This is a genomic window from Hymenobacter sp. YC55 (assembly GCF_029433095.1).
In the GTDB taxonomy this organism is placed as follows: Bacteria; Bacteroidota; Bacteroidia; order Cytophagales; family Hymenobacteraceae; genus Hymenobacter.
This window is the reverse complement of sequence record NZ_JARNTX010000001.1, coordinates 801,757-821,343: the sequence shown is the minus strand read 5'-3', so window position 1 is coordinate 821,343 and position 19,587 is coordinate 801,757. Positions and strand designations below refer to the sequence as shown.

Sequence of the window (19,587 nt, the reverse complement as noted above, 5' to 3'; positions counted from 1 at the left end):
ATTCGCACGACCAGCGTGGGTCGTAGCACAAGCACATGAGAGGAGAGACGAACCATGACAAATGCCGCGGAGCGGCGTAAGTGTTTCTGCGGTTTAAATCATTAGAACCGCTAAATCGTTGCAAAACTAGATGTTTTTTTTTGGAAACTTTGCCGGCTCTATGTTAAAAAACCTTTAGCAATCCTGGCCTTCTATTTTGAAGGGCCGCACGCGAGGCTAGATTCTCGCATTTTTGGCCGTCAGCGCCCCGTTTCACCTTAATCTACTTATGAGCAAAGTCCTGAAAATATTCAAAATAGGGGGTGGCATTATCGACGACGAATCGCAACTCCGCTATTTTCTTGGCGAGTTGGCGCGCATCGAAGGTCCCAAAATACTAGTGCACGGCGGCGGCAAGGGTGCCAGCCAAATGCTAAGCCGCCTTGGCATAGAGCCGCAGATGGTGGAAGGCCGCCGCATCACCGACGCCGCCACCCTTGATATTGTGACAATGTTCTACGCCGGCAAAACCAACAAGCAAGTGGTGGCGCTGCTGCAAGAGCAGGGCGTTAACGCCCTCGGCCTCTCGGGCGCCGATGGCAACGCCATACTGGCTACCAAGCGCCCCGTGCGCAGCATCGACTACGGATTCGTGGGCGACCTGAATGAGCAGAGCATCAATACTTCCTTGCTGAAGCAACTGCTTGAAGCTGGCCTTACCCCTATTTTCTGCGCCATCACCCACGACGGCCACGGCCAATTGCTCAACACCAACGCCGATACTATTGCCAGCACTCTGGCTCGTGCTTTAGCGGGCTCGTACACGGTGGAGCTGCATTTCTGCTTCGAGAAAGATGGCGTGCTGACCAATATCAACGACGAGTCCTCGGTGATTCCGCTCATTACACCAGAGCAGTACCAGGCCCTGAAGGCAGAGGGCATAATTGCCGCCGGCATGATACCCAAACTTGACAACGCCTTTGCTGCGTTGGAAGCTGGAGTAGCTACGGTAGTCATCGAAAATGCTTTGAAAATCAACGAGCCCGTGAAAACGATTCTATGCCAGAGCTAATCGAACGTCTTTCCGAAGGGGCTATTCAGCTGCTGATTCAGCTAATCAGAACGCCTTCTTTCTCGCGGGAAGAAGGTGCCACGGCTGACCTAATTTTCAACTTCCTGGCTGCACATGGTGCGCAGCCCCAACGCGCTGGCCATAACGTGTGGGCCGTAGCTGCAAACTTTGATGCCGCCCGCCCTACCCTGCTGCTCAACTCCCACCACGACACCGTAAAGCCGGGCAGTACTTGGACCTATGACCCGTTCGGAGCCGTGCTAGAAGGCGATAAGCTGATCGGGCTCGGCAGCAACGACGCCGGCGCTTCGGCTGTGAGTTTACTGGCCACTTTCCTGTATTTCCAGCAGCAGCGCCCCGCTTTCAACTTGCTATGCGCCATTACGGCAGAGGAGGAAGTTTCGGGCGCAGGCGGTATCCGGAGCGTTTTGCCGCAGTTCGGAAAAGTGGACTTGGGTATTGTAGGTGAGCCAACCCAAATGGATATGGCCATTGCCGAAAAAGGCCTGATAGTGCTGGACTGCGTGACCCACGGCCGCACCGGCCACGCCGCCCGCGACGAGGGCGACAATGCCCTCTACAAAGCCATACCCGACATTCGGTGGTTTCAGCAGTACCAGTTTCCGAAAGTATCGGAGTTGCTTGGGCCTGTCAAAACCACTGTCACGCAGGTGCAGGCCGGCTCGCAGCACAATGTAGTGCCCGACAAATGCCAATTTGTGGTGGACGTGCGCACCAACGAGTTGTACAGCAATGAGGAAGTGGTGCACTTAGTTCGGGAGCATGTGGGAGCCGACGTTACGCCTCGCTCTACGCACCTCAATTCCTCCCGCATTGCCCTAGATCATCCGCTGGTGCGCAAAGGTCTAGCCCAAGGCCGCCGACCGTTCGGTTCCGCTACGCTGTCGGACCAATCGATGATGCCATTCGACACCCTCAAGATTGGTCCTGGTGACTCTGCCCGCTCCCATACGCCCGATGAGTACATCCTGCTCAGCGAGATACGAGCCGGGATTCAAGGCTACATAGCGCTGCTGGACGGATTGGAGTTGTAGGATTAGGCTTGCTCCAGCGTTGCAATGTCGATTTTGTGCATCTGTAGCATGGCGGCCATTTTGCGTTGCCCCCGCGCCGGATCATTGCTTTGCAGCAGCTGCCCCATGTTGGCCGGCGTGATTTGCCAAGATACCCCAAACTGATCTTTGAGCCACCCACACTGGCCTGGCTGGCCACCATTGGCCGTAAGCTTGTCCCATAGCTCGTCTATCTCGGCCTGACTTGTACAACTTACCGATAATGAGAACCCCTCGGTAAACGCAAAGTGCGGCCCCCCATTAAGCGCCACATACTTTTGCTTGTTTAATTCAAATTCAACCGTCATTACGCTGCCCGTTGGCATAGGTGAGCCTTCGGGGTAGTAGGTAGTTTTCGTAATACTCGAATCGTTGAAAAGGCTGGTGTAAAGTTTCGCTGCTTCTTCTGCTTTATCATTGTAGGTCAGAAACGGGGTGACATTTGGCATGGCGTTTTATGGCTTAGTGGATGATACACTAAAGTACCACTCACCTTACCCCACCCTGGGGCTTAAACCGACAAAAACAGGGCTAATTGCGACAGTCGGGGTCATTGCCCGTACAGCTTAGCTTGCATAGCAAAACCTAGCATCAGGAAGTCCAGCAGACGGCCTTCTTTAGAAATCGACTTATGAAAATTTGGGACAAAGGCATCGCCGTTGACAAGAAAATCGAACAGTTCACGGTTGGTAAAGACCGGGAGCTGGACCTGTATCTAGCGCGGTTTGACGTAAAGGCTTCTAAAGCACAAGCCAGCATGCTGGCCAAAGTTGGACTCATTTCCGCGGAGGAAAACCAGCAGCTTCAGGTAGGCTTGGCTGAGCTGGCAACACAACTAGAGGAAGGTACTTTTAATATCGATGAAAGCTTCGAAGATGTCCACTCGAAAATAGAGGCTTATCTAACCGAGAAGTTTGGCGACGCCGGCAAGAAGATCCACACGGCCCGCTCCCGCAACGACCAAGTGCTGACCGCCATCCAGCTTTTCTTGAAAGACTACACCGAGCAAGCAGCCAGCCAGATTATGGCACTGGTTGATGTTCTTCTACAGAAAGCCGAAGCCCACCAAGCCGACCTGATGCCCGGCTACACCCACTTTCAAGCAGCTATGCCTAGCAGCTTCGGCTTGTGGTTTTCTGCCTATGCCGAACATTTACTGCTCGACTTGGCTTTGCTGGAGGCGGCCCACACCGTAGCCGACCAAAACCCCTTAGGCTCGGGGGCTGGTTTTGGCAGCAGCTTCCCCATCGACCGGCAACAAACCACACAGGAAATGGGCTTCGGTCAGCTCGCCGTCAGTTCGGTAGGAGCGCAAATGCTGCGGGGCAAAACCGAGAAGACCGTGGCTTTCGCACTGGCGGGTGTTGGAGCTACCCTTTCGAAGATGGCCTATGACCTGGTGCTCTACAACAGCCAAGACTTGGCTTTTGTGGAATTGCCCGCCGCTTTCACAACTGGGTCCAGCATTATGCCGCACAAGAAAAACCCGGATGTGTTTGAGCTGGTGCGGGCGCGCTGCAACGCCCTGCAAGGTTTGCCCACCACCATCATGCTCGCCACTAACAACCTGCCTAGCGGCTACCACCGCGACTTTCAAATTCTAAAGGAGATTCTGTTCGAGCCGATGATGCAGTTCCTCGACATCCTCGACATCCTGCTGTTTGCGTTGCCAGAACTTAAGATCAAGCCTGATCTGCTGAATCAGTCGAAGTATGACGGTGTTTTTTCGGTTGAAAACATCAACCAGCTTATTCAGGCCGGGGTACCTTTCCGCGAAGCGTATAAACAAGTAGGAGTTGCCGTAAACGAGGGTAACTATGTGCCACACCGTGAGTTTCACACTACTCACTTAGGTAGCGTTCACAACCTAGGGCTAACCGAAATTCACGACAAAGCAGCGCAAGTGCGAGAAAAGAGTCGAGTACTTCGAGGCCGCTAGGAAAGGCATTGGCGCCGATTTCAGGCTAACTCACTTACCATTAGAAAAATATTTTCAAATTTTTGAAAAAATAATCCAGTCATAAGTTTTTGAAAAGCAATCGATTGCATTGATGAATTTCTTAAAGTGAGTATGTACTTACTAAAAAGAGTAAGCTAACACTTACTAGTTTAAAAAAATCTTTGTAATATTGCTCTCGCTACCGGCTAATGAATCCCCCCCATTAGCCAGTAGCCAATTCCCACGCTCCGTTTGAGCAGGCGCAAACCCCACCCCGCCTGTAGCATTTTCGAATACCGGGCAGCTTGCTAGATGCAGTTGTTTCGCCACTATTCGAACCAAGTAGCCGGCCGCTTCGACCCCCGTCGAGGCGGCCGGCTTCCGTTTGTGGCTATGCTAGTTCTGTAGCCTTGTGTAGTTGGTGCAATTCAGTGCTCAGCTCTGGATTGAACCCTTTTTAGGGTAAGGTTACTAAGGCCTACTATCATCTACATGAGTTATTGGTATTTACGATCAGCTAGTGAACTGATGTATGCTAGCGACCTACTCTTTGTTGCCTAACCTGTTGGCGAACTTCCAGACGACTAGTACTCCCGCTACAAACTGAATTGCTAATCCCAACAATATCAATAGGTCACTGCCAGGATAATGCTGCGTTTTGAATAGTGCGGCCGTCAGGACCAGTGCTACTCCAATCAGTAATAAGGTGATCAGCAAACGATAAGAAAGCTTCATGAGCTTGCAAGTGGTGGGAGCGAAATAAACAGGATACGGCAGGGCACTAGCATAGTTCCAGCGCGTACTATGCTAACTGAACGGCGCCTTGTATGTTGGCACGCAACGACACTGACTCATCGGGGCCATTTTACCCCTTAGCATTCTATTAAAAACAAAAAGCCCCAACCTAATTAAGGTTGGGGCTTTCAATAAGACTATAGGCTACAGCTTACAAGTGAATCACTTCGCCGTAAGCTGCGGCAGCGGCTTCCATCACAGCTTCGCTCATGGTGGGGTGCGGGTGCACCGACTTGATGATTTCGTGGCCGGTAGTTTCCAGTTTGCGGGCTACCACCACTTCGGCAATCATCTCAGTCACGTTCGAGCCAATCATGTGGGCACCTAGCCACTCGCCGTACTTCTTGTCGAAGATAACTTTCACGAAGCCATCCTTCACGCCACCTGCGGAAGCTTTGCCGGAGGCAGAGAACGGGAATTTACCAACCAAAATGTCGTAACCCTGCTTTTTGGCTTCGGCTTCGGTGAGGCCAACAGAAGCAATTTCTGGCGTAGCGTACGTACAGCCAGGAATGTTCTGGTAGTTGAGCGGCTCGGGGTGGTGACCCGCAATTTTCTCAACGCAGATAATACCTTCGGCTGAAGCAACGTGTGCCAACGCGGGCCCTGGAATAATGTCGCCAATGGCATAGATGCCGGGCACGTTGGTTTGGTAGTAGTCGTCGACGATGACGCGGCCACGGTCTACTTTGATACCAAGTTCTTCGAGGCCGATGTTTTCCAGGTTGGTAGTCACGCCAACGGCGCTTAGCACCACATCGCAAGCAATTTGCTGCTCACCCTTCTCGGTTTTGATGGTGACGTTGCAGCCTTCGCCGCTGGTGTCGACTTTGGTTACCTCGGCGCTGGTAAGCACGTTGATGCCCATTTTCTTGAACGACTTCTCCATCTGGCGCGATACTTCTTCGTCCTCCACGGGCACGATGCGGGGTAGATACTCCACCACTGTCACCTCCGAGCCCATGGCGCGGTAGAAGTACGCAAACTCAACCCCAATGGCACCCGAACCCACCACTACGAGGCGTTTCGGCTGTTTTTCGAGGCTCATGGCTTTGCGGTAGCCAATAATTTTCTTGTCGTCGATGGGTAGGTTGGGCAGCTGACGGGCGCGGGCACCGGTAGCCAGAATGATATGCTTGGCTTCTACCGTATCCTTGGTGCCGTCGGCTTTGGTTAGCTCGACTTTGCCGGGAGCCAGCAGCTTGCCCGTGCCCATGATGGCGTCGATCTTGTTCTTTTTGAAGAGGAAATTGATGCCCTTGCTCATGCCATCGGCCACGCCACGGCTGCGGCTGATGACGGCGTTGAAATCGAAGCTCACGCCATCGGCTTTCAGACCGTATTCGCTGGCGTGGTTTAGGTATTCAAACACCTGAGCACTTTTGAGCAGAGCTTTGGTGGGAATGCAGCCCCAGTTGAGGCAGATGCCGCCGAGCGACTCTCGCTCGATGACGCCGACTTTCAGACCAAGTTGGGAAGCGCGGATGGCGGCCACATAGCCGCCCGGCCCGGAGCCGACCACGACCAGGTCGTATTGCAATGCCATAGTGTTTTCAGGTTGAAGGTGAAAAGGGAAAGTCCCGCGTCGGGCTAACTGCCACGCCAACGGGGTGGGCAAAGATAGGCAGACGACGCATCTACCCAACAGCTAGAACCAGGCATCAGTTCTTATACCTTTCTACGCTGGCTCTCACCTTCAATTCTAGAAGCTAATTGACTTACAGGAACCGGCTATCAGGTACTTTTCGAAATGTACCAGACAGGACAGCATACCACTACAATATTCGTAGTGGACGGCTGGTAGGTGGGTAGTTCGCCGAAGAATGCACCATAAGGTGTTCTGGCAGCCCTACTCTTCTAGCGGGTTCGCAAGGAAATAGAAATACGGTGTAGGATGAAGCTTGCGTTACTTTTCTTGATTTAGTGGCAAAGAATGGGTAGAATAGGTGCGCTGAGCGCATCCTTTTTACAGAAAGTACAGTTTCTTGAATACGGGCCTGCACTAGTTGACTGGTATGCAAAGTTGACTACCTGCAAGTTACTTCGTGTATCGTTTGCTTTTTTTCACCGTTCCCGCTTCGCTGCTTTATGTCTCGCCGCCTGTTTGTTTTGCTCTCTGTTGCTGGTAGCACGTTGCTTTTCGGGCAATGTGCTTCGGTGGAGGTGCAAAGTCAGGCGACTACTTCACAACGGGCAATTCGCTTCGAGAAAGCCGAGCCTTTGTTGCTGAATTCCACGGCTCCGAACGCTGCCACAGCTTCAGCAGCAGAAGCGGCAGTGGAGGTGACCAGGTCTTCGAACGATTACCGGGCGATGCTGGAGGAGGCTAATGCTCTACTGGCCAGTACCCCTGGCGACGTGCAGATGCTGGTGGTACGGGCCAAGGCAAAAAGTCAGTTGAAAGACTACGATGCAGCTATTGCCGATTGCAACGCGGCGCTACGCCTAGCTCCTGCTTCTGCCAATGCCCTCTATCAGCGCGGCCTCAACCGCCTCAAGATGAAGCAATATCCAGCAGCTATAACCGACCTAACAAAAGCTATTCAGCACAACCCAGAGTACAAAGAAGCCTTTTTTGGGCGTGGGGCGGCCCGTATGCAAACTCTCAACTTCCGAGCCGCCATTCCCGATTTTTCGGAAGCTATCCGCCTCGACTCCACTTATGCTGATGCTTACGAGTATCGTGGCATCTGTTATGCCTCTCTCAATAAGACTGCCGAAGCCAAAGCTGATTTAGAAAAGGCCACCCAACTCAACCCGAAGGCTGAGCGAAGCCTGCGGCGCTACATAGACAAGTAATTACTTCCCAACCAGCAGCTTCAAATAAAAGCTTGGTTTGCGTAGCCGCTCGCGCATATCCAAGTCCAAAAACATCATCGACAGGGTTTCGGCGATGGTAGGATTATTGGCGGCGCGGTTGGCAACGAAATTGAACAGCCACGGGTAATTCAGCAGGCGTTGCATGACTCTGCTCAAACGCAACTCCTGGCCTAAACGATTGTAAACGGCCTTGTCGTAGCCGGTCAGGAAATCGGCGCTGAATTCTTGAGCGGCAAGGGCGCGGCCAGCCCAGTCGGCGGCATGCCGGCCCGATACCATGGCGTGGCTGATGCCTTCGCCGCTAAACGGGTCGATGAGGGAGGCGGCGTCGCCGAGGAGCAGGAAATTGGCTCCTGAAAGTTTGCGGCGCTTCGAGCCCAGCGGCAACCCAAAGCCTCGAACTGGCCCTAGCCGCTCGGCTTCGGCAAAACGCTCTTTAAGGGCCGGATGAGTAGCCAGCATGTCGGCGAGCTTCTCGCGCAGGTTCACCTTTTTCTTAGATACAGCCTCGGTGAGCATGCCCACCCCTACGTTGGCCTCACCGTTGGGCAGCGGGAACACCCAGAGGTACCCAGGCAGAAAATCCTTGATGAAATGTAGCTCGATAAAATTGTCGGGATGTATGTTGCGTACGCCCCGGTAGTAGGCCCGTAGGCCGGCGCAATGGTGTGCTGGCTCTAAGGCGTGGCCTCCAACCTGCCGCGCAAACGACGATTGCGCGCCGTTGGCTACCAACAGTAGCCGCGTTAAAGCCACGGGCACGCCACTTGCGTCTTTTAGTAGCCACCGACCGTCGGGCTGCTGCTCGTGCTGGCTGATGTCAACTCCTTCGCGCAGCTCGATTTCGGGGCGGCGGCGCACTTCTTCGATCAGGAAGTTATCGAAGTCGATGCGCTTGCTGATGTGGCCGGCGGCATGGTCAGTGGCGGCGTTGTAGTTGGGTTTGAACGGCACGGCCAGCTTGCGGCCATTGGGAGCGTAGAAATCAATCCCCCACGAGGGCAGCTGCACTGGCGCGGCCTCTAGGCGGGCGGGCAACGACTCATCAACGCGGCGCAACTCGCTCAGCACTTTCCCGCTTAGCGCATCGCCGCATACCTTGTCGCGGGGGAAGGTGGCGCGGTCGAGGAGCAGGCAGGACCGGCCGGCATTGGCGAGGTGCAGCGCCGCCGTAGCGCCACCTGGTCCGGCACCCAGAATACAGATTTCGGTTTCGAGCATCAGGGCGAAGGTAGCGCCTCTGGCGGCTGCTTGTGTATTGCTTGTCGTTTGGGAGCAACCCGGGCATGGCTTTAGCCCAGGTTCCGCTTGAAACGGCACTGGCACAAGGAAACAGCGGGTTGGATTTGGGTGGTGAATTTGTGTAGGTTGACGGCTAGTGTCGACGAGCGCGCACCACATACATCACCCGACAGCCGCTTAACATCAAAAACTACCCACCAGAAACCTATCTTCGCCCCCATGACAAAATTGCTCGACGGAAAAGTGGCCCTCATTACGGGCGCATCGAAAGGAATCGGCCGCGCTATTGCGGTACATTTTGCCCAGCTTGGGGCGCAAGTGGCTTTCACCTATCTCTCTAGCGTAGAGAAAGGCCAACAGCTCGAACAGGAACTGGCTGCTCACGGCACCAAAGTGAAAGGGTACCGCTCCGACGCTTCTATTTATGCCGAAGCGGAAAAGCTGGTGGAGGATGTGCTGGCAGATTTCAGCAAGCTGGATATTCTGGTCAACAACGCCGGTATCACGCAGGATGGGCTGCTGATGCGCATGGGCGAACAGCAGTGGGACCAAGTAATAGCGGTGAATCTGAAGTCGGTGTTCAACCTCACCAAAGCGGCCACCAAGCCCATGATGCGCGCCAAAGCCGGCAGCATTATCAACATGACATCGGTAGTCGGTATTAAAGGCAACGCCGGCCAAGCCAACTACGCAGCTTCGAAATCGGGCATTATCGGCTTCACGAAGTCGGTGGCGCTGGAGCTAGGCTCGCGCAACATCCGTTGCAACGCCATTGCCCCTGGCTTCATTGAAACTGAAATGACCGACGCCCTCGACCCAAAGCAGGTTGACGAGTGGCGCAAGGCTATTCCGCTACGCCGCGGCGGCTCACCCGAAGACGTGGCCAAAGCCACCGCCTTCCTCGCCTCCGACGATTCCAGCTATATCACCGGCCAAGTGCTGCAAGTGGATGGCGGCATGCTGACCTAAGCAGTCTGACCTTCCGACGCAGGAGGAATCTGAGTGACGTGGTTCGACGACTTTACCTCAGATTCCTCCTGCGTCGGAAGGACAGTAACACGCCCCTTTGATTTTGTTAAGTAATCAAGGATTGAAGCAGTGTATCTAAATTATAAAAGCCGTCATGCTTCCTTAGCATGATGGCTTTTTACTTATGCCAACTACCTATTCCGTCAGCTTGAAGGCGGCGGTTTGCACGTCGCGGGAGTTGCCGCCGACGAATACTTGGAAGTCGCCGGGTTCGGACACGAACTTGAGGTCGTTGTTGTAGAACTTCAGGTCGTCGGTGGTCAGCTTGAAGGTGAGCGTGCGGCTTTCCCCTTTCTTCAGCATCACTTTCTGGAAACCTTTCAACTCTTTCACCGGGCGCGAGATGGAGCCAACCATGTCGCGGATATACAATTGGGCTACTTCTTCGCCGTCGTAGTTGCCGGTGTTTTGCACGGTTACCTTCACGTCGAGGGTGGCGTTGGGGCTTAGGGTAGTGGTGCTGAGTTCGGGCTTACCATACGTGAAGGTGGTGTAGCTCAGGCCGTAGCCGAACGGGTAGAGCGGGTCGTTGCTAACATCCATGTAGCGCGACTTGTACTTGTCGAGCGCCACGCCGGCGTAGGGGCGGCCGGTGTTTTTGTGGTTGTAGTAGAGGGGCACTTGGCCCACCGTTTGGGGGAAGGTAGCCGTGATTTTGCCGGAGGGGTTGTAGCTGCCGAACAGCACGTCGGCAATGGCGTTGCCGGCTTGGGAACCCCCAAACCAGGTTTCCAGAATAGCATCGGCGTTTTTATCTTCCCAACTCAGCGTGAGCGGCCGGCCATTCATGAGCACGAGCACCAGCGGCTTGCCGGTTTTCTTGAGCGCCTTGAGCAACTCCAACTGCTGCCCTGGCAGACCAATATCGGCGCGGCTGGCAGCTTCGCCCGTCATGCCCTGCGACTCGCCGACTACGGCCACCACCACGTCGGCGCCTTGGGCAACCTGCACGGCTTCCTGAATCATAGCTTCCGGGGAGCGTTTGTCGATGTTTAGCTCGCCGCCGTGAGCATTGAGCCGGGCTATCATCTGCTCGTCGTCGGTGACGTTGGCGCCTTGGGCATACACCACTTTCACGGCGCTGCCGGCCACATTTTTCAGGCCCTGCTCCACCGATACGGCTTGTTTCCAGTCGCCAGCACCGCTCCAGCTACCAATCATGTCGCGCTGGCGGTTGGCTAGCGGCCCGATTAAGGCAATAGTGCCCGATTTCTTGAGGGGCAAGGTGTTCTTGTCGTTCTTAAGCAATACCAGGCTCTTGCGGCTGATGTCGCGGGCGTCGGCTATGAATTGCTTGTTCATCATGGTGGCCTTGGCGCGCTTGTCGGTCACGGCGCGGTACGGGTCTTTAAACAACCCGAGAATGTACTTGGCTTCTAGCACGCGGCGACAAGCCAAGTCAATCTGCTCTTGCTTTACGGTGCCGTCTTTCAGGTTTTGGGCCAGGTTTTTCAGGAAGATTTCACCCACCATGTCTTGGTCAATGCCCGCATTGAGGGCCAGCGCCGACACCTGCGCATCGTTGCCCATACCGTGGGCCGTCATTTCGTTGATGGCAGTGTAGTCGGTAGCCACGAAGCCTTTGAAGCCCCACTGCCCACGCAACAGGTCAGTCATCAGCCACTTGTTGGCGGTGGCGGGGATGCCGTTGATGTCGTTGAACGAGCTCATAACCGAACCCACACCCGCGTCGATGGCGGCTTTGTAGGGCGGCAGGTACTCGTTGTACATGCGCACGAGGCTCATGTCGGTAGTATTGTAGTCGCGTCCGGCTTCGGCGGCGCCGTAGAGGGCGAAGTGCTTGAGGCAGGCCATCACGCTGGTGGGCTTGCTCATGTCGGTGCCTTGGTAGCCGCGCACCATCACGCGGGCAATTTGGGCACCGAGGTACGGGTCTTCGCCTCCACCCTCGGCAATGCGGCCCCAACGCGGGTCGCGGGCAATATCCACCATCGGCGAATACACCCAATTGATACCATCAGCGGCGGCTTCTTCGGCGGCAATGCGGGCACTGCGCTCAATGGCCGTCAGGTCCCAGGAGGCGGCCACCCCTAGCGGAATGGGGAAGATGGTGCGGTGGCCGTGGATGACGTCGTAGCCGAAAATCAGCGGAATGTGGAGGCGCGATTCTTTCACGGCCAATTCTTGCAGCTTGCGCGCCGCCACCGGCGTGTAGGTATTGAGCACGGCACCTACATTGCCCTTCCGAATATTGGCATCCACGTCCTTGCTTACCACCGGCCCCGTCACATCAAAGCCCACCGACACCAGATTTAGCTGCCCGATTTTCTCTTCCAGGGTCATCTTTTGCATCAGGTCCGCCACGAACTTGTTCATCTTGGGGTCCTCGGCAGTTGCCATGGGGGCAGTGGTGGTAGTGGTTTTTTGCGCTTGCAGCTGCGGCGTCAGCGCGAGGCCTAGCGAAAGCAGCAAGGCGGTTCGGAAGGTACTTTTCATGTGGGAATGAAAGGGTGTGAGTAGGATGATAAAGTGAGTGAATGCGAAAGTAGATAGTTGTGCTCTATCTGGCATCTGCATGATTGAAGTATCTCACTACCGACGTCAGATTAGTTTTGTCATGCTGAGCGCGTGGCGCATCAAGCCAGGGATCGAAGCATCTCGCGCGCTGATGTTGCCAAACTACCTGTCATGCTGAGCGCAGTCGAAGCATCTCGCTCGACTCGTTGCATCGACAAAAGGGTTTACCACACTAGCGAGATGCTTCGGCTGCGCTCAGCATGACGTTCTGGTTGTTGTGGCAACATCAGCACGAGAGATGCTTCGGGTAAGGCTCTATATGAGGTGCGGGAACCTTATTTCTTGATCTGTGGGCTCTCGAAACCGAGCTTGGTGAGGCCGCGCTGCACGTCGGGGCTGCTCATGAACAGCTTCCAGAGCAAGCCGGTCCGGTGGTTTTCTATCATGCCCACAATGGGCCCCTGGTCGATGGCGAGGTGCGACTTGGCGTACCAGTTATGGTGCTCACTGAAGCCATCGACAAAGCCATACTCGCTCCAGATATTGTCGCCGAGGTCGTTGTAGAAGTGCTTGAGGGCGGCCATCGACTCGGCGGGCGCGTAGGGCATGGCCGAGAGGGCGGCGGTGGGTGAAATCACGCCTAGGTCTTCACTAGGTGAGTGCGCGGCGTAGCCCTTGTAACTGTCGGAAGCGGTGAGTCCCCAGTTATTGGGGCCGTAGCCTTTGTACTTCTTAGGGTTATCGACGCAATAAGCGTAGTTGATGCGGGTGTGTGCCTGATTTTGCTGCCAGTAGTCGGCGTACTGGTCTTTGAGGCCGCGGGGGTCGAGGCCAAGGAAGGTGTAGTGCGAGAAAAACAGTGGGCCACCGTAGTCGAAGCCTAGGGGCAGCTTGATTTTGTAGAACTCTTTGCCGTTGCGGAAATAGTCGCCGGTGGCCCAGCCTTGGTCGTACACCTTCTTGTCGATGGCGTACTTGGGCGAGGACGCGGCCAGCACGTAGGTAATTAGGCATTCATTCCAGCCGTGAATCTGGTGGTTCATGCTCCAGCCGTTGTTGGGGCTCCAGTGCCAGTACAGCACGTTTTGGCCACCTTGGGTGTGCCAGTTCCACTCCACTCCTTCCCACATCCACAGAATGTGGTTGCGCAATTCCTGCTCGGTTTTGGTTTCCTGCGTGAAGTACTGGCGGGCACAAATCAGGCCCTCAAACAAAAACGACGTTTCCACCAAGTCTCCCCCATCGTCCTTCTGGCTGAACCGAATGACTTTACCGGTTTCCCCGTTCAGCCAGTGCGAAAACACTCCGTGAAACGAATCCGCCTTCTCCAGGAACTTCACAATTTTGAGGATGCGGGTGGCGGCCTGCTCCCGCGTAATCCACTTGCGGTCTGCCGCCACGATAATGGCCACGATGCCGAAGCCGGTCCCGCCAGTAGTTACCACCTCGTTGCCGTACTCGTAGGCCACGTTGCTCCGCTCCCGCGCCATGCCCGACACCGGGTGCCCAAAGTCCCAGAAGTAGCGAAACGTCTGCCGCTGCACCTGGTCGAGCAGTTGCTCGTCGGTTAAGTTGCGGGGCCGCTGCCGCGGGTCGAACTTGGTGGTAGCTGTTTTTTTCGGTGCGGGCTTCTGCTGCGCGTACAGCAAACCAGGCAGCAGCAAGCACAGCAGGACAAGAAGTTTTGCGTTCATACAGTAGTGTTTACAACTGTTAGCTAGAGCTATAAAAGCTAGTTCCCCTCCTCAAATGAGGAAGTGCCAGGGGTAATTGACTTCGCACTCTTTGCTTTGCCCGTCATGCTGAGCGCAGTGTAACGGAGCCGAAGCATCTCGCGTGCTGGCGTTGTGAAACTACCTGTCATGCTGAGCGCAGTCGAAGCATCTCGCTCGACTCGTTGCGCAGGTATCAGACTATACCACACTAGCGAGATGCTTCGACTGCGGCTGCGCCTACGCTCAGCATGACGTTCTCGGTAAACAACGCTTGGTCAACTATCCCTAACCTCTCTGCTTGCTAGATGCGCGTCATCTAACAAGCAGAGGCTATTCACCTGGCTTTCAGAGGCATAAAAAATAAGAGCTAGTTTCGAGGGGGCTAGCGGACGAGGTCAACCACGCACCTGTTAATACCCAGGGTTCTGCGTGAGTTGTCCGCCGCTAAGGTCAATCTGGGCTTGCGGAATGGGGTATATTTCGTTTTTGCCTTTCGTGAAGGTTTTGCCTTGCGCTGCGAAAATGGGCACGATACGGCCGGGCTGCACGCTTTCCTGGCGCACTAAGTCAAAGAACCGGTCCTGCTCCAGAGCCAGCTCCACACGACGCTCCCGCCAGATTTGCGCGAGCGTGGGTGATGTAATGCTTGGCAGGCCGGCGCGGGTGCGCACCAAGTTCAGACTAGTAGCGGCGGCCCCGATGTTGCCGGTTTGAAAAGCGGCTTCAGCGTTGATGAGCAGCACATCGGCGTAGCGCAGAATGCGGACGTTCTTGGGCAAGTAGTCGTTGTTGCCGCAGTTGGCTTCGCGGGTGCGGCTGTGGTAGGCTTTGTAGCTATAGCGCAAGCCTTCCACCGAGTCTTTGCTCGGAATGCGGAACCCGTCCCATAGCACCGTGCCGGTAGAACGCTGCCCGGCTGGCGCAGTGGGGTTGATGAAGATGATGGAGCTGGCCCGGCGCACATCGTTGGGTTCGTAGGCATTAACCAGGTCCTGCGTGGGCGTGTTGAAGCCGAAGCCCAAATCGGCCCAGCCGCCCCGGCCGCCGGAGCGCGGACCTTGGCACACGGTGTAAAGGTTCACCGCCGAGGTGTTGCAGGCCGCATTCACGCCCGTCTGTACTTCGAAGATGGACTCTGAACTGTTAGCCCCCGGCGTGCGCCATACGTCGGCGTAGTTCGGATACAGTGCATAGGCTCCCGAGCGGCCCTGGATAATTTCGTTGGTCAGGGTGTAGGCTTGCTGGTAGTTTTTCTGATACAAATACACCTTGGCCAGCATGGCCTGCGCAGCGGCCTTGGTTACGCGGCCCGTTTGGGCGGTAGCTTTCAGCGCCAGATTATCGACCGCAAATTGCAAGTCACTCACAATGAACTGGTATATCTGCTCGGCCGTGGCGCGGGTCTGAAACTCGGGGCTGTTGATTTCCGACGTGGCGGGCACCCGGTCGAGCAGCGGCACGCCCCCGTAGAGCCGCACCAGATTGAAGTAGAAGTACGCCCGCAAGAAGCGCACCTCCCCTATCAACTGGTTTTTGGCGGCCTCCGGGGCTGGGCTCAGCGGAATCTTGTCGAGGGCCTGGTTGGCGCGCGCTATGGCCTGGAAGTGCCCGTTCCAAACGTTGTTGATAACGCTGTTGGTGGAGGTCAGCGTGAAGTTGTCGACAGCGGCCGCGTCGGCGAAGTCGTTGGGCGTACTGCCTTTGTCGGTGTCGTCGGAGGCAATATCGGTCAGGATGATAAACTGAAAGCTGTGCACATCGGGGCCGAAACCGCCCAGATACAGCACGTTGTACACGCCATCAACCAGCTTTTGGGCGGCGGTGGGATCGGTCCGGATGGCGTCTTCGCTGAGCTGGCCTTGTGGGGCCACATCGAGATAATCGTTGCAGCCGCTAACCAGTGCCAGGGTGAGAGCTAGAGCCGCCGTGCCGGTACGGCGCGAGAAAGAGGTGGGAAGTTGAAAAAACATCGGCGTAGCTTATTTGAAGTTGACATTCAGCCCCAGCGTAATCACGCGGCTAATGGGATAGGAAGTAGCTTCGATGCCCGAATCGAGCGGACCACCCGCCAGCTCCGGCGTAAAGCCGCTGTAGTTGGTGATGGTGAACAGGTTTTGGGCCGAGGCAAACACCCGCAACGAACTCAACCGGAACCGCTCCAGCGCCGTGCCCGGCACTGTGTAGCCCACTACCAAGTTGGTTAGCCGCATAAAGTCCCCCGATTCCAGGAAGTAGGTGGAGTTGGGCAGGCTACTCGGAATAGACCGTGGGTTGGTGTTGGAAGGATTGGTGGCCGTCCACCGGTCGTTGGCGAAGTCGGCTTCCACGTTGTCGGTGCCAGTGGTCCGTAGCTGCTTTTTGGCGTTGTACACCTTGTTGTTGAGGTTGCCCGACAGCACAAACGAGAAGTCTAGGTTGCGGTAGTTGAGCCCGCCGTTGATGCCGTAATACACGGGCGGCTGGTACGAGCCGAAGTAGCGGCGGTCCAGCAAGTCAATTACCCCGTTGCCATCGGTATCGGCGTACTTCAAGTCGCCGACCTGCGGCGTACCGAACGTGGAGCGGGGCGAATTGGCAATTTCATCAGGAGTTTGGTACACCCCAATGGCATCGAGCAGATAGAAGCTACCGGCCGCCACGCCGTTGTCGGAGCGAGTCACGAGGTTGGTGCCGCCAAACAGGGCCTGCCCGCCGTTGAGGTTGGCAATGCGGTTCTTGTTGAAGGTGGCATTCACCCCAAAGTTATAGCTCCAGTCGGCGCTGCCCCCAATGCTGGAGCGCCAGTTCAGGCCGGCTTCGATACCCTTGTTGGTGATATCGGCGGCATTGGTAATATACTGGTTGTCAGGGTCGCCGAGAATACCCGGGATGGTCACCGGAATAAGGGCGTCGGAGGTGGTCTTGTCGTAGTAGGTTACCTCGCCCGTTAGGCGGTTATCGAGCAAGCCAAACTCTACGGCCAAATCGTACTCCGTGGTGGTTTCCCACCGCACGTTCTGGTCTTTGAGCTGCGTGATGGTCGCCCCGAGTATCGGCTGTCCATTGATGACGTACGGAATGTTGGAATTGGCCGTCACAACGTACGAATTGGCTGGAATCTGGTCGTTGCCGAGCTGGCCGTAGCTGGCGCGCAGCTTCAGGAAGTTCAGCACACTGTTGTCTTGCAGAAAAGCTTCATCGGAAACCACCCATCCTAAGCCGACCGATGGAAAGAAGCCGTTACGCCGGTCCTGATTGAACCTCGATGTAGCATCACGGCGCAGGTTGGTTGTGAACAGGTACCGATCCTTGAAGGCGTAGTTGACGCGCCCTAAGAACGAGATACGGCGGTCCTTGGCGGGCAAAAAAGGGTCGGGGTCGAGCGGGTCCACAAAGCCATTGACCGCCGTGTTTGGGTCACCTGCGTTGAGGTACCACTGGTTGGGGTCGGCGGGCACATCCCGGCGCGAAGCCGAGAAAGGCGTAAACTGGCCTTCTTCTACTACTTGCCCTACTAACACCGTAAGGTTGTGCTGGTCGTTGAAGGTCTTTTGGAATGTGGCTGTGTTTTCCCACAAGTAGCGGTACCGGTCCTCTTTCGTGATGGTGAGGTTGCTGCGCTGGTTGCGCTGGTTGCCACCGGTGGTCAGGAAGGTATTCTGGTCGTTGAGGTACTGGTAGTCGTACACGCGGCGGTTCAGCGCGTTCAAGTCCACGTTGATAGCCGAACGGAACGTCAGCCACGTTACGGGCTTCACATCGATGCCCACGTTGCCTTGCAAGCGGTTTTCTGTCAGCTTGTTGTTGTTCTGTTCAATATCAAGCACCGGGTTGCCCACGTTGCCGAATGCCGAGGTATTGCCGTACAAGTTGCCCACCTTCGAGGGGATAATAGGCGCCGCTCGGTAGGCATTGCCGTAAGCCGTCCCGATGTTCACGTCGCGCGCATCTGCGTGGCTGAAGGAGGCCTGCGAGCTAATCGTGACCTTATCAGACAAGTCAAACGCCGTGTTGGAGCGGACCGTGAGGCGCTGAAACTTGTTGTTGATGACGATGCCATCGTCCTGCAGCAAGTTGCCCGAGAAATAGTAGCGCACGTTCTCGCTGGCGCCGGATACGGCCAGGTTGTGGTTCTGGTAGGTGCTGCGGCGCAGAATCTCGTCGTACCAATCGGTAGAGCCCGAGAAGTCGGGAATGGTTGTGGTCGGCGACGTGTCGCGCAGGTAGTTCACGTACTGGTTGGCGTCGGCCATGTCCACAAGACGGGCCGCCTGCTTGAAGCCGCCGGTGGCGCTATAGCTTAGTACGGGCTTGCCGAGCTTGCCTTTCTTGGTGGTGATGATGATAACGCCGTTGGCCCCGCGCACCCCGTAAATAGCGGCCGCCGAGGCATCCTTCAGCACGTCGATGGTCTCGATGTCGGCGTTGCTTAGGTTGCGGATGTCGGTGGTTTGCACGCCGTCTACCACGTAGAGTGGGTTGGCACCGGCTAGCAAGGTGCCCGTACCCCGGATGCGCACCGTGGGCTGCGAGTTAGGCGCGCCGCTAGTGGTGATTTGCACGCCGGCAATCTTGCCCTGCAAGGCTTGCGTGGGCGTTTGTACCGGCTGATTCACAATTTCGTCGCCTTCTACGCGGGCAACGGCCCCGGTTACGTCGCGCCGGCTTTGGGTGCCGTAGCCTACTACCACTACTTCACTGAGCGCCTTGGTATCGGGCGCCATGGTCACATCGACGGTGGCGCGGCCGCCCACGGCCACTTCCTGCGCAGTGTAGCCTACAAACGAGAATACCAGCGTGGCATTATCGGGGGCAGTGAGGGTGTAGGTGCCGTCGGGGCCGGTTTGGGTACCGTTGGAAGTGCCTTTCACTACCACGTTCACGCCGGGCAAGCCCGAGCCGGTTTCGTCGAGCACCTTGCCGGTCACGGTGATGTCGGCGGTGGTTGACGGCTTGAGAATGATGTCGTCTTCTACGGCCTCGTACTTGATGTGCAGCGGGTCGAGCAGTTTGTGCAATACATCGGCCAGCGGCTCGTCGGTGGCCGTTATCGACACGCGCCGACTAGCGCCAATCAGCTGCTTGCTGTACTGAAACCGCACATCCGATTGGCTTTCAATCTTGTTCAGCACCGCATACATGGGCTGGTTGCGGGTTTGCAGCGTAATCGGCTGCTCCAAAAAATCCTGCGCTTTGGAAGGGTGTGGCGAAGCCAAGGTAACGGTGCTCAGCAACGTAATGCCGAGCGTTTGGGCGAACACCACGCGCCGTAGGAAACGGCCGGAAGTGGCAAGGGGTACTAAAGGAATCATGCGAAAGTGGGAATTGAGTGGGGTCTCATGCCGAGACAATAATTTTCGCGGTCTGCAGTTCTCACCCCTTAAAGTGGCGGTGGCAGCACTAGCAGAAGTTGGCAGGCAGGGCGGCTTTCTACATCATAGGCAAGACCAAGGAATGGGTGGCGAA

12 protein-coding genes are annotated in these 19,587 nt (G+C 56.0%); 5 read left to right on the top strand and 7 right to left on the bottom strand.

Annotation, left to right across the window (positions count from 1 at the left end; genetic code table 11):
• The first annotated feature begins 268 nt into the window (after positions 1 to 268).
• Positions 269 to 1,051 (top strand): acetylglutamate kinase, encoded by a 783-nt coding sequence (argB, locus tag P1X16_RS03490; RefSeq protein ID WP_277226390.1) that lies wholly within the window; start codon positions 269 to 271, stop codon positions 1,049 to 1,051.
• Positions 1,039 to 2,106 (top strand): M20 family metallo-hydrolase, encoded by a 1,068-nt coding sequence (locus tag P1X16_RS03485; protein WP_277226388.1) that lies wholly within the window; start codon positions 1,039 to 1,041, stop codon positions 2,104 to 2,106. The genes argB and P1X16_RS03485 overlap by 13 nt, the downstream gene beginning before the upstream one ends.
• Before the next feature lie 2 nt (positions 2,107 to 2,108).
• On the opposite strand, the gene P1X16_RS03480 is transcribed toward P1X16_RS03485, so the two are convergent.
• Positions 2,109 to 2,573 carry a VOC family protein gene (locus tag P1X16_RS03480; RefSeq protein ID WP_277226387.1) on the bottom strand — a complete coding sequence of 155 codons (465 nt, stop codon included), beginning with the start codon at positions 2,571 to 2,573 and terminating at the stop codon, positions 2,109 to 2,111.
• A gap of 182 nt (positions 2,574 to 2,755) precedes the next feature.
• Between P1X16_RS03480 and argH the strand changes: the two genes are divergently transcribed.
• Positions 2,756 to 4,063 carry an argininosuccinate lyase gene (gene argH, locus P1X16_RS03475; RefSeq protein WP_277226385.1) on the top strand — a complete coding sequence of 436 codons (1,308 nt, stop codon included), beginning with the start codon at positions 2,756 to 2,758 and terminating at the stop codon, positions 4,061 to 4,063.
• 946 nt (positions 4,064 to 5,009) lie between these two features.
• Here the strand turns inward: argH and lpdA are convergent.
• Positions 5,010 to 6,404: a dihydrolipoyl dehydrogenase gene (gene lpdA / locus P1X16_RS03470; protein ID WP_277226384.1), complete on the bottom strand. Its 1,395-nt coding sequence runs from the start codon at positions 6,402 to 6,404 to the stop codon at positions 5,010 to 5,012.
• Positions 6,405 to 6,946: 542 nt separating this feature from the next.
• Here lpdA and P1X16_RS03465 point away from each other — a divergent pair.
• Positions 6,947 to 7,657: a tetratricopeptide repeat protein gene (locus P1X16_RS03465; protein WP_277226383.1), complete on the top strand. Its 711-nt coding sequence runs from the start codon at positions 6,947 to 6,949 to the stop codon at positions 7,655 to 7,657.
• Here P1X16_RS03465 and P1X16_RS03460 read toward each other — a convergent pair whose 3' ends face one another.
• Positions 7,658 to 8,899 carry a geranylgeranyl reductase family protein gene (locus P1X16_RS03460; RefSeq protein WP_277226382.1) on the bottom strand — a complete coding sequence of 414 codons (1,242 nt, stop codon included), beginning with the start codon at positions 8,897 to 8,899 and terminating at the stop codon, positions 7,658 to 7,660.
• A 240-nt stretch (positions 8,900 to 9,139) separates the two neighbouring features.
• On the opposite strand from P1X16_RS03460, the gene fabG reads away from it, so the two are divergent.
• Positions 9,140 to 9,889: a 3-oxoacyl-[acyl-carrier-protein] reductase gene (gene fabG, locus P1X16_RS03455; protein WP_277226379.1), complete on the top strand. Its 750-nt coding sequence runs from the start codon at positions 9,140 to 9,142 to the stop codon at positions 9,887 to 9,889.
• A gap of 195 nt (positions 9,890 to 10,084) precedes the next feature.
• On the opposite strand, the gene bglX is transcribed toward fabG, so the two are convergent.
• The 4 genes from bglX to P1X16_RS03435 form a co-directional block, all read right to left on the bottom strand.
• Positions 10,085 to 12,406 carry a beta-glucosidase BglX gene (bglX, locus tag P1X16_RS03450; protein WP_277226377.1) on the bottom strand — a complete coding sequence of 774 codons (2,322 nt, stop codon included), beginning with the start codon at positions 12,404 to 12,406 and terminating at the stop codon, positions 10,085 to 10,087.
• Between the two features lie 356 nt (positions 12,407 to 12,762).
• A complete protein-coding gene (locus tag P1X16_RS03445) occupies positions 12,763 to 14,121 on the bottom strand; it encodes a glucoamylase family protein (RefSeq protein WP_277226375.1) in 1,359 nt (452 codons plus the stop codon).
• A gap of 431 nt (positions 14,122 to 14,552) precedes the next feature.
• Entirely contained in the window at positions 14,553 to 16,112 is a 1,560-nt protein-coding gene (locus tag P1X16_RS03440) for a RagB/SusD family nutrient uptake outer membrane protein (RefSeq protein ID WP_277226373.1), read from the bottom strand.
• A gap of 9 nt (positions 16,113 to 16,121) precedes the next feature.
• Positions 16,122 to 19,433: a TonB-dependent receptor gene (locus tag P1X16_RS03435; RefSeq protein ID WP_277226371.1), complete on the bottom strand. Its 3,312-nt coding sequence runs from the start codon at positions 19,431 to 19,433 to the stop codon at positions 16,122 to 16,124.
• Positions 19,434 to 19,587 lie beyond the last annotated feature (154 nt).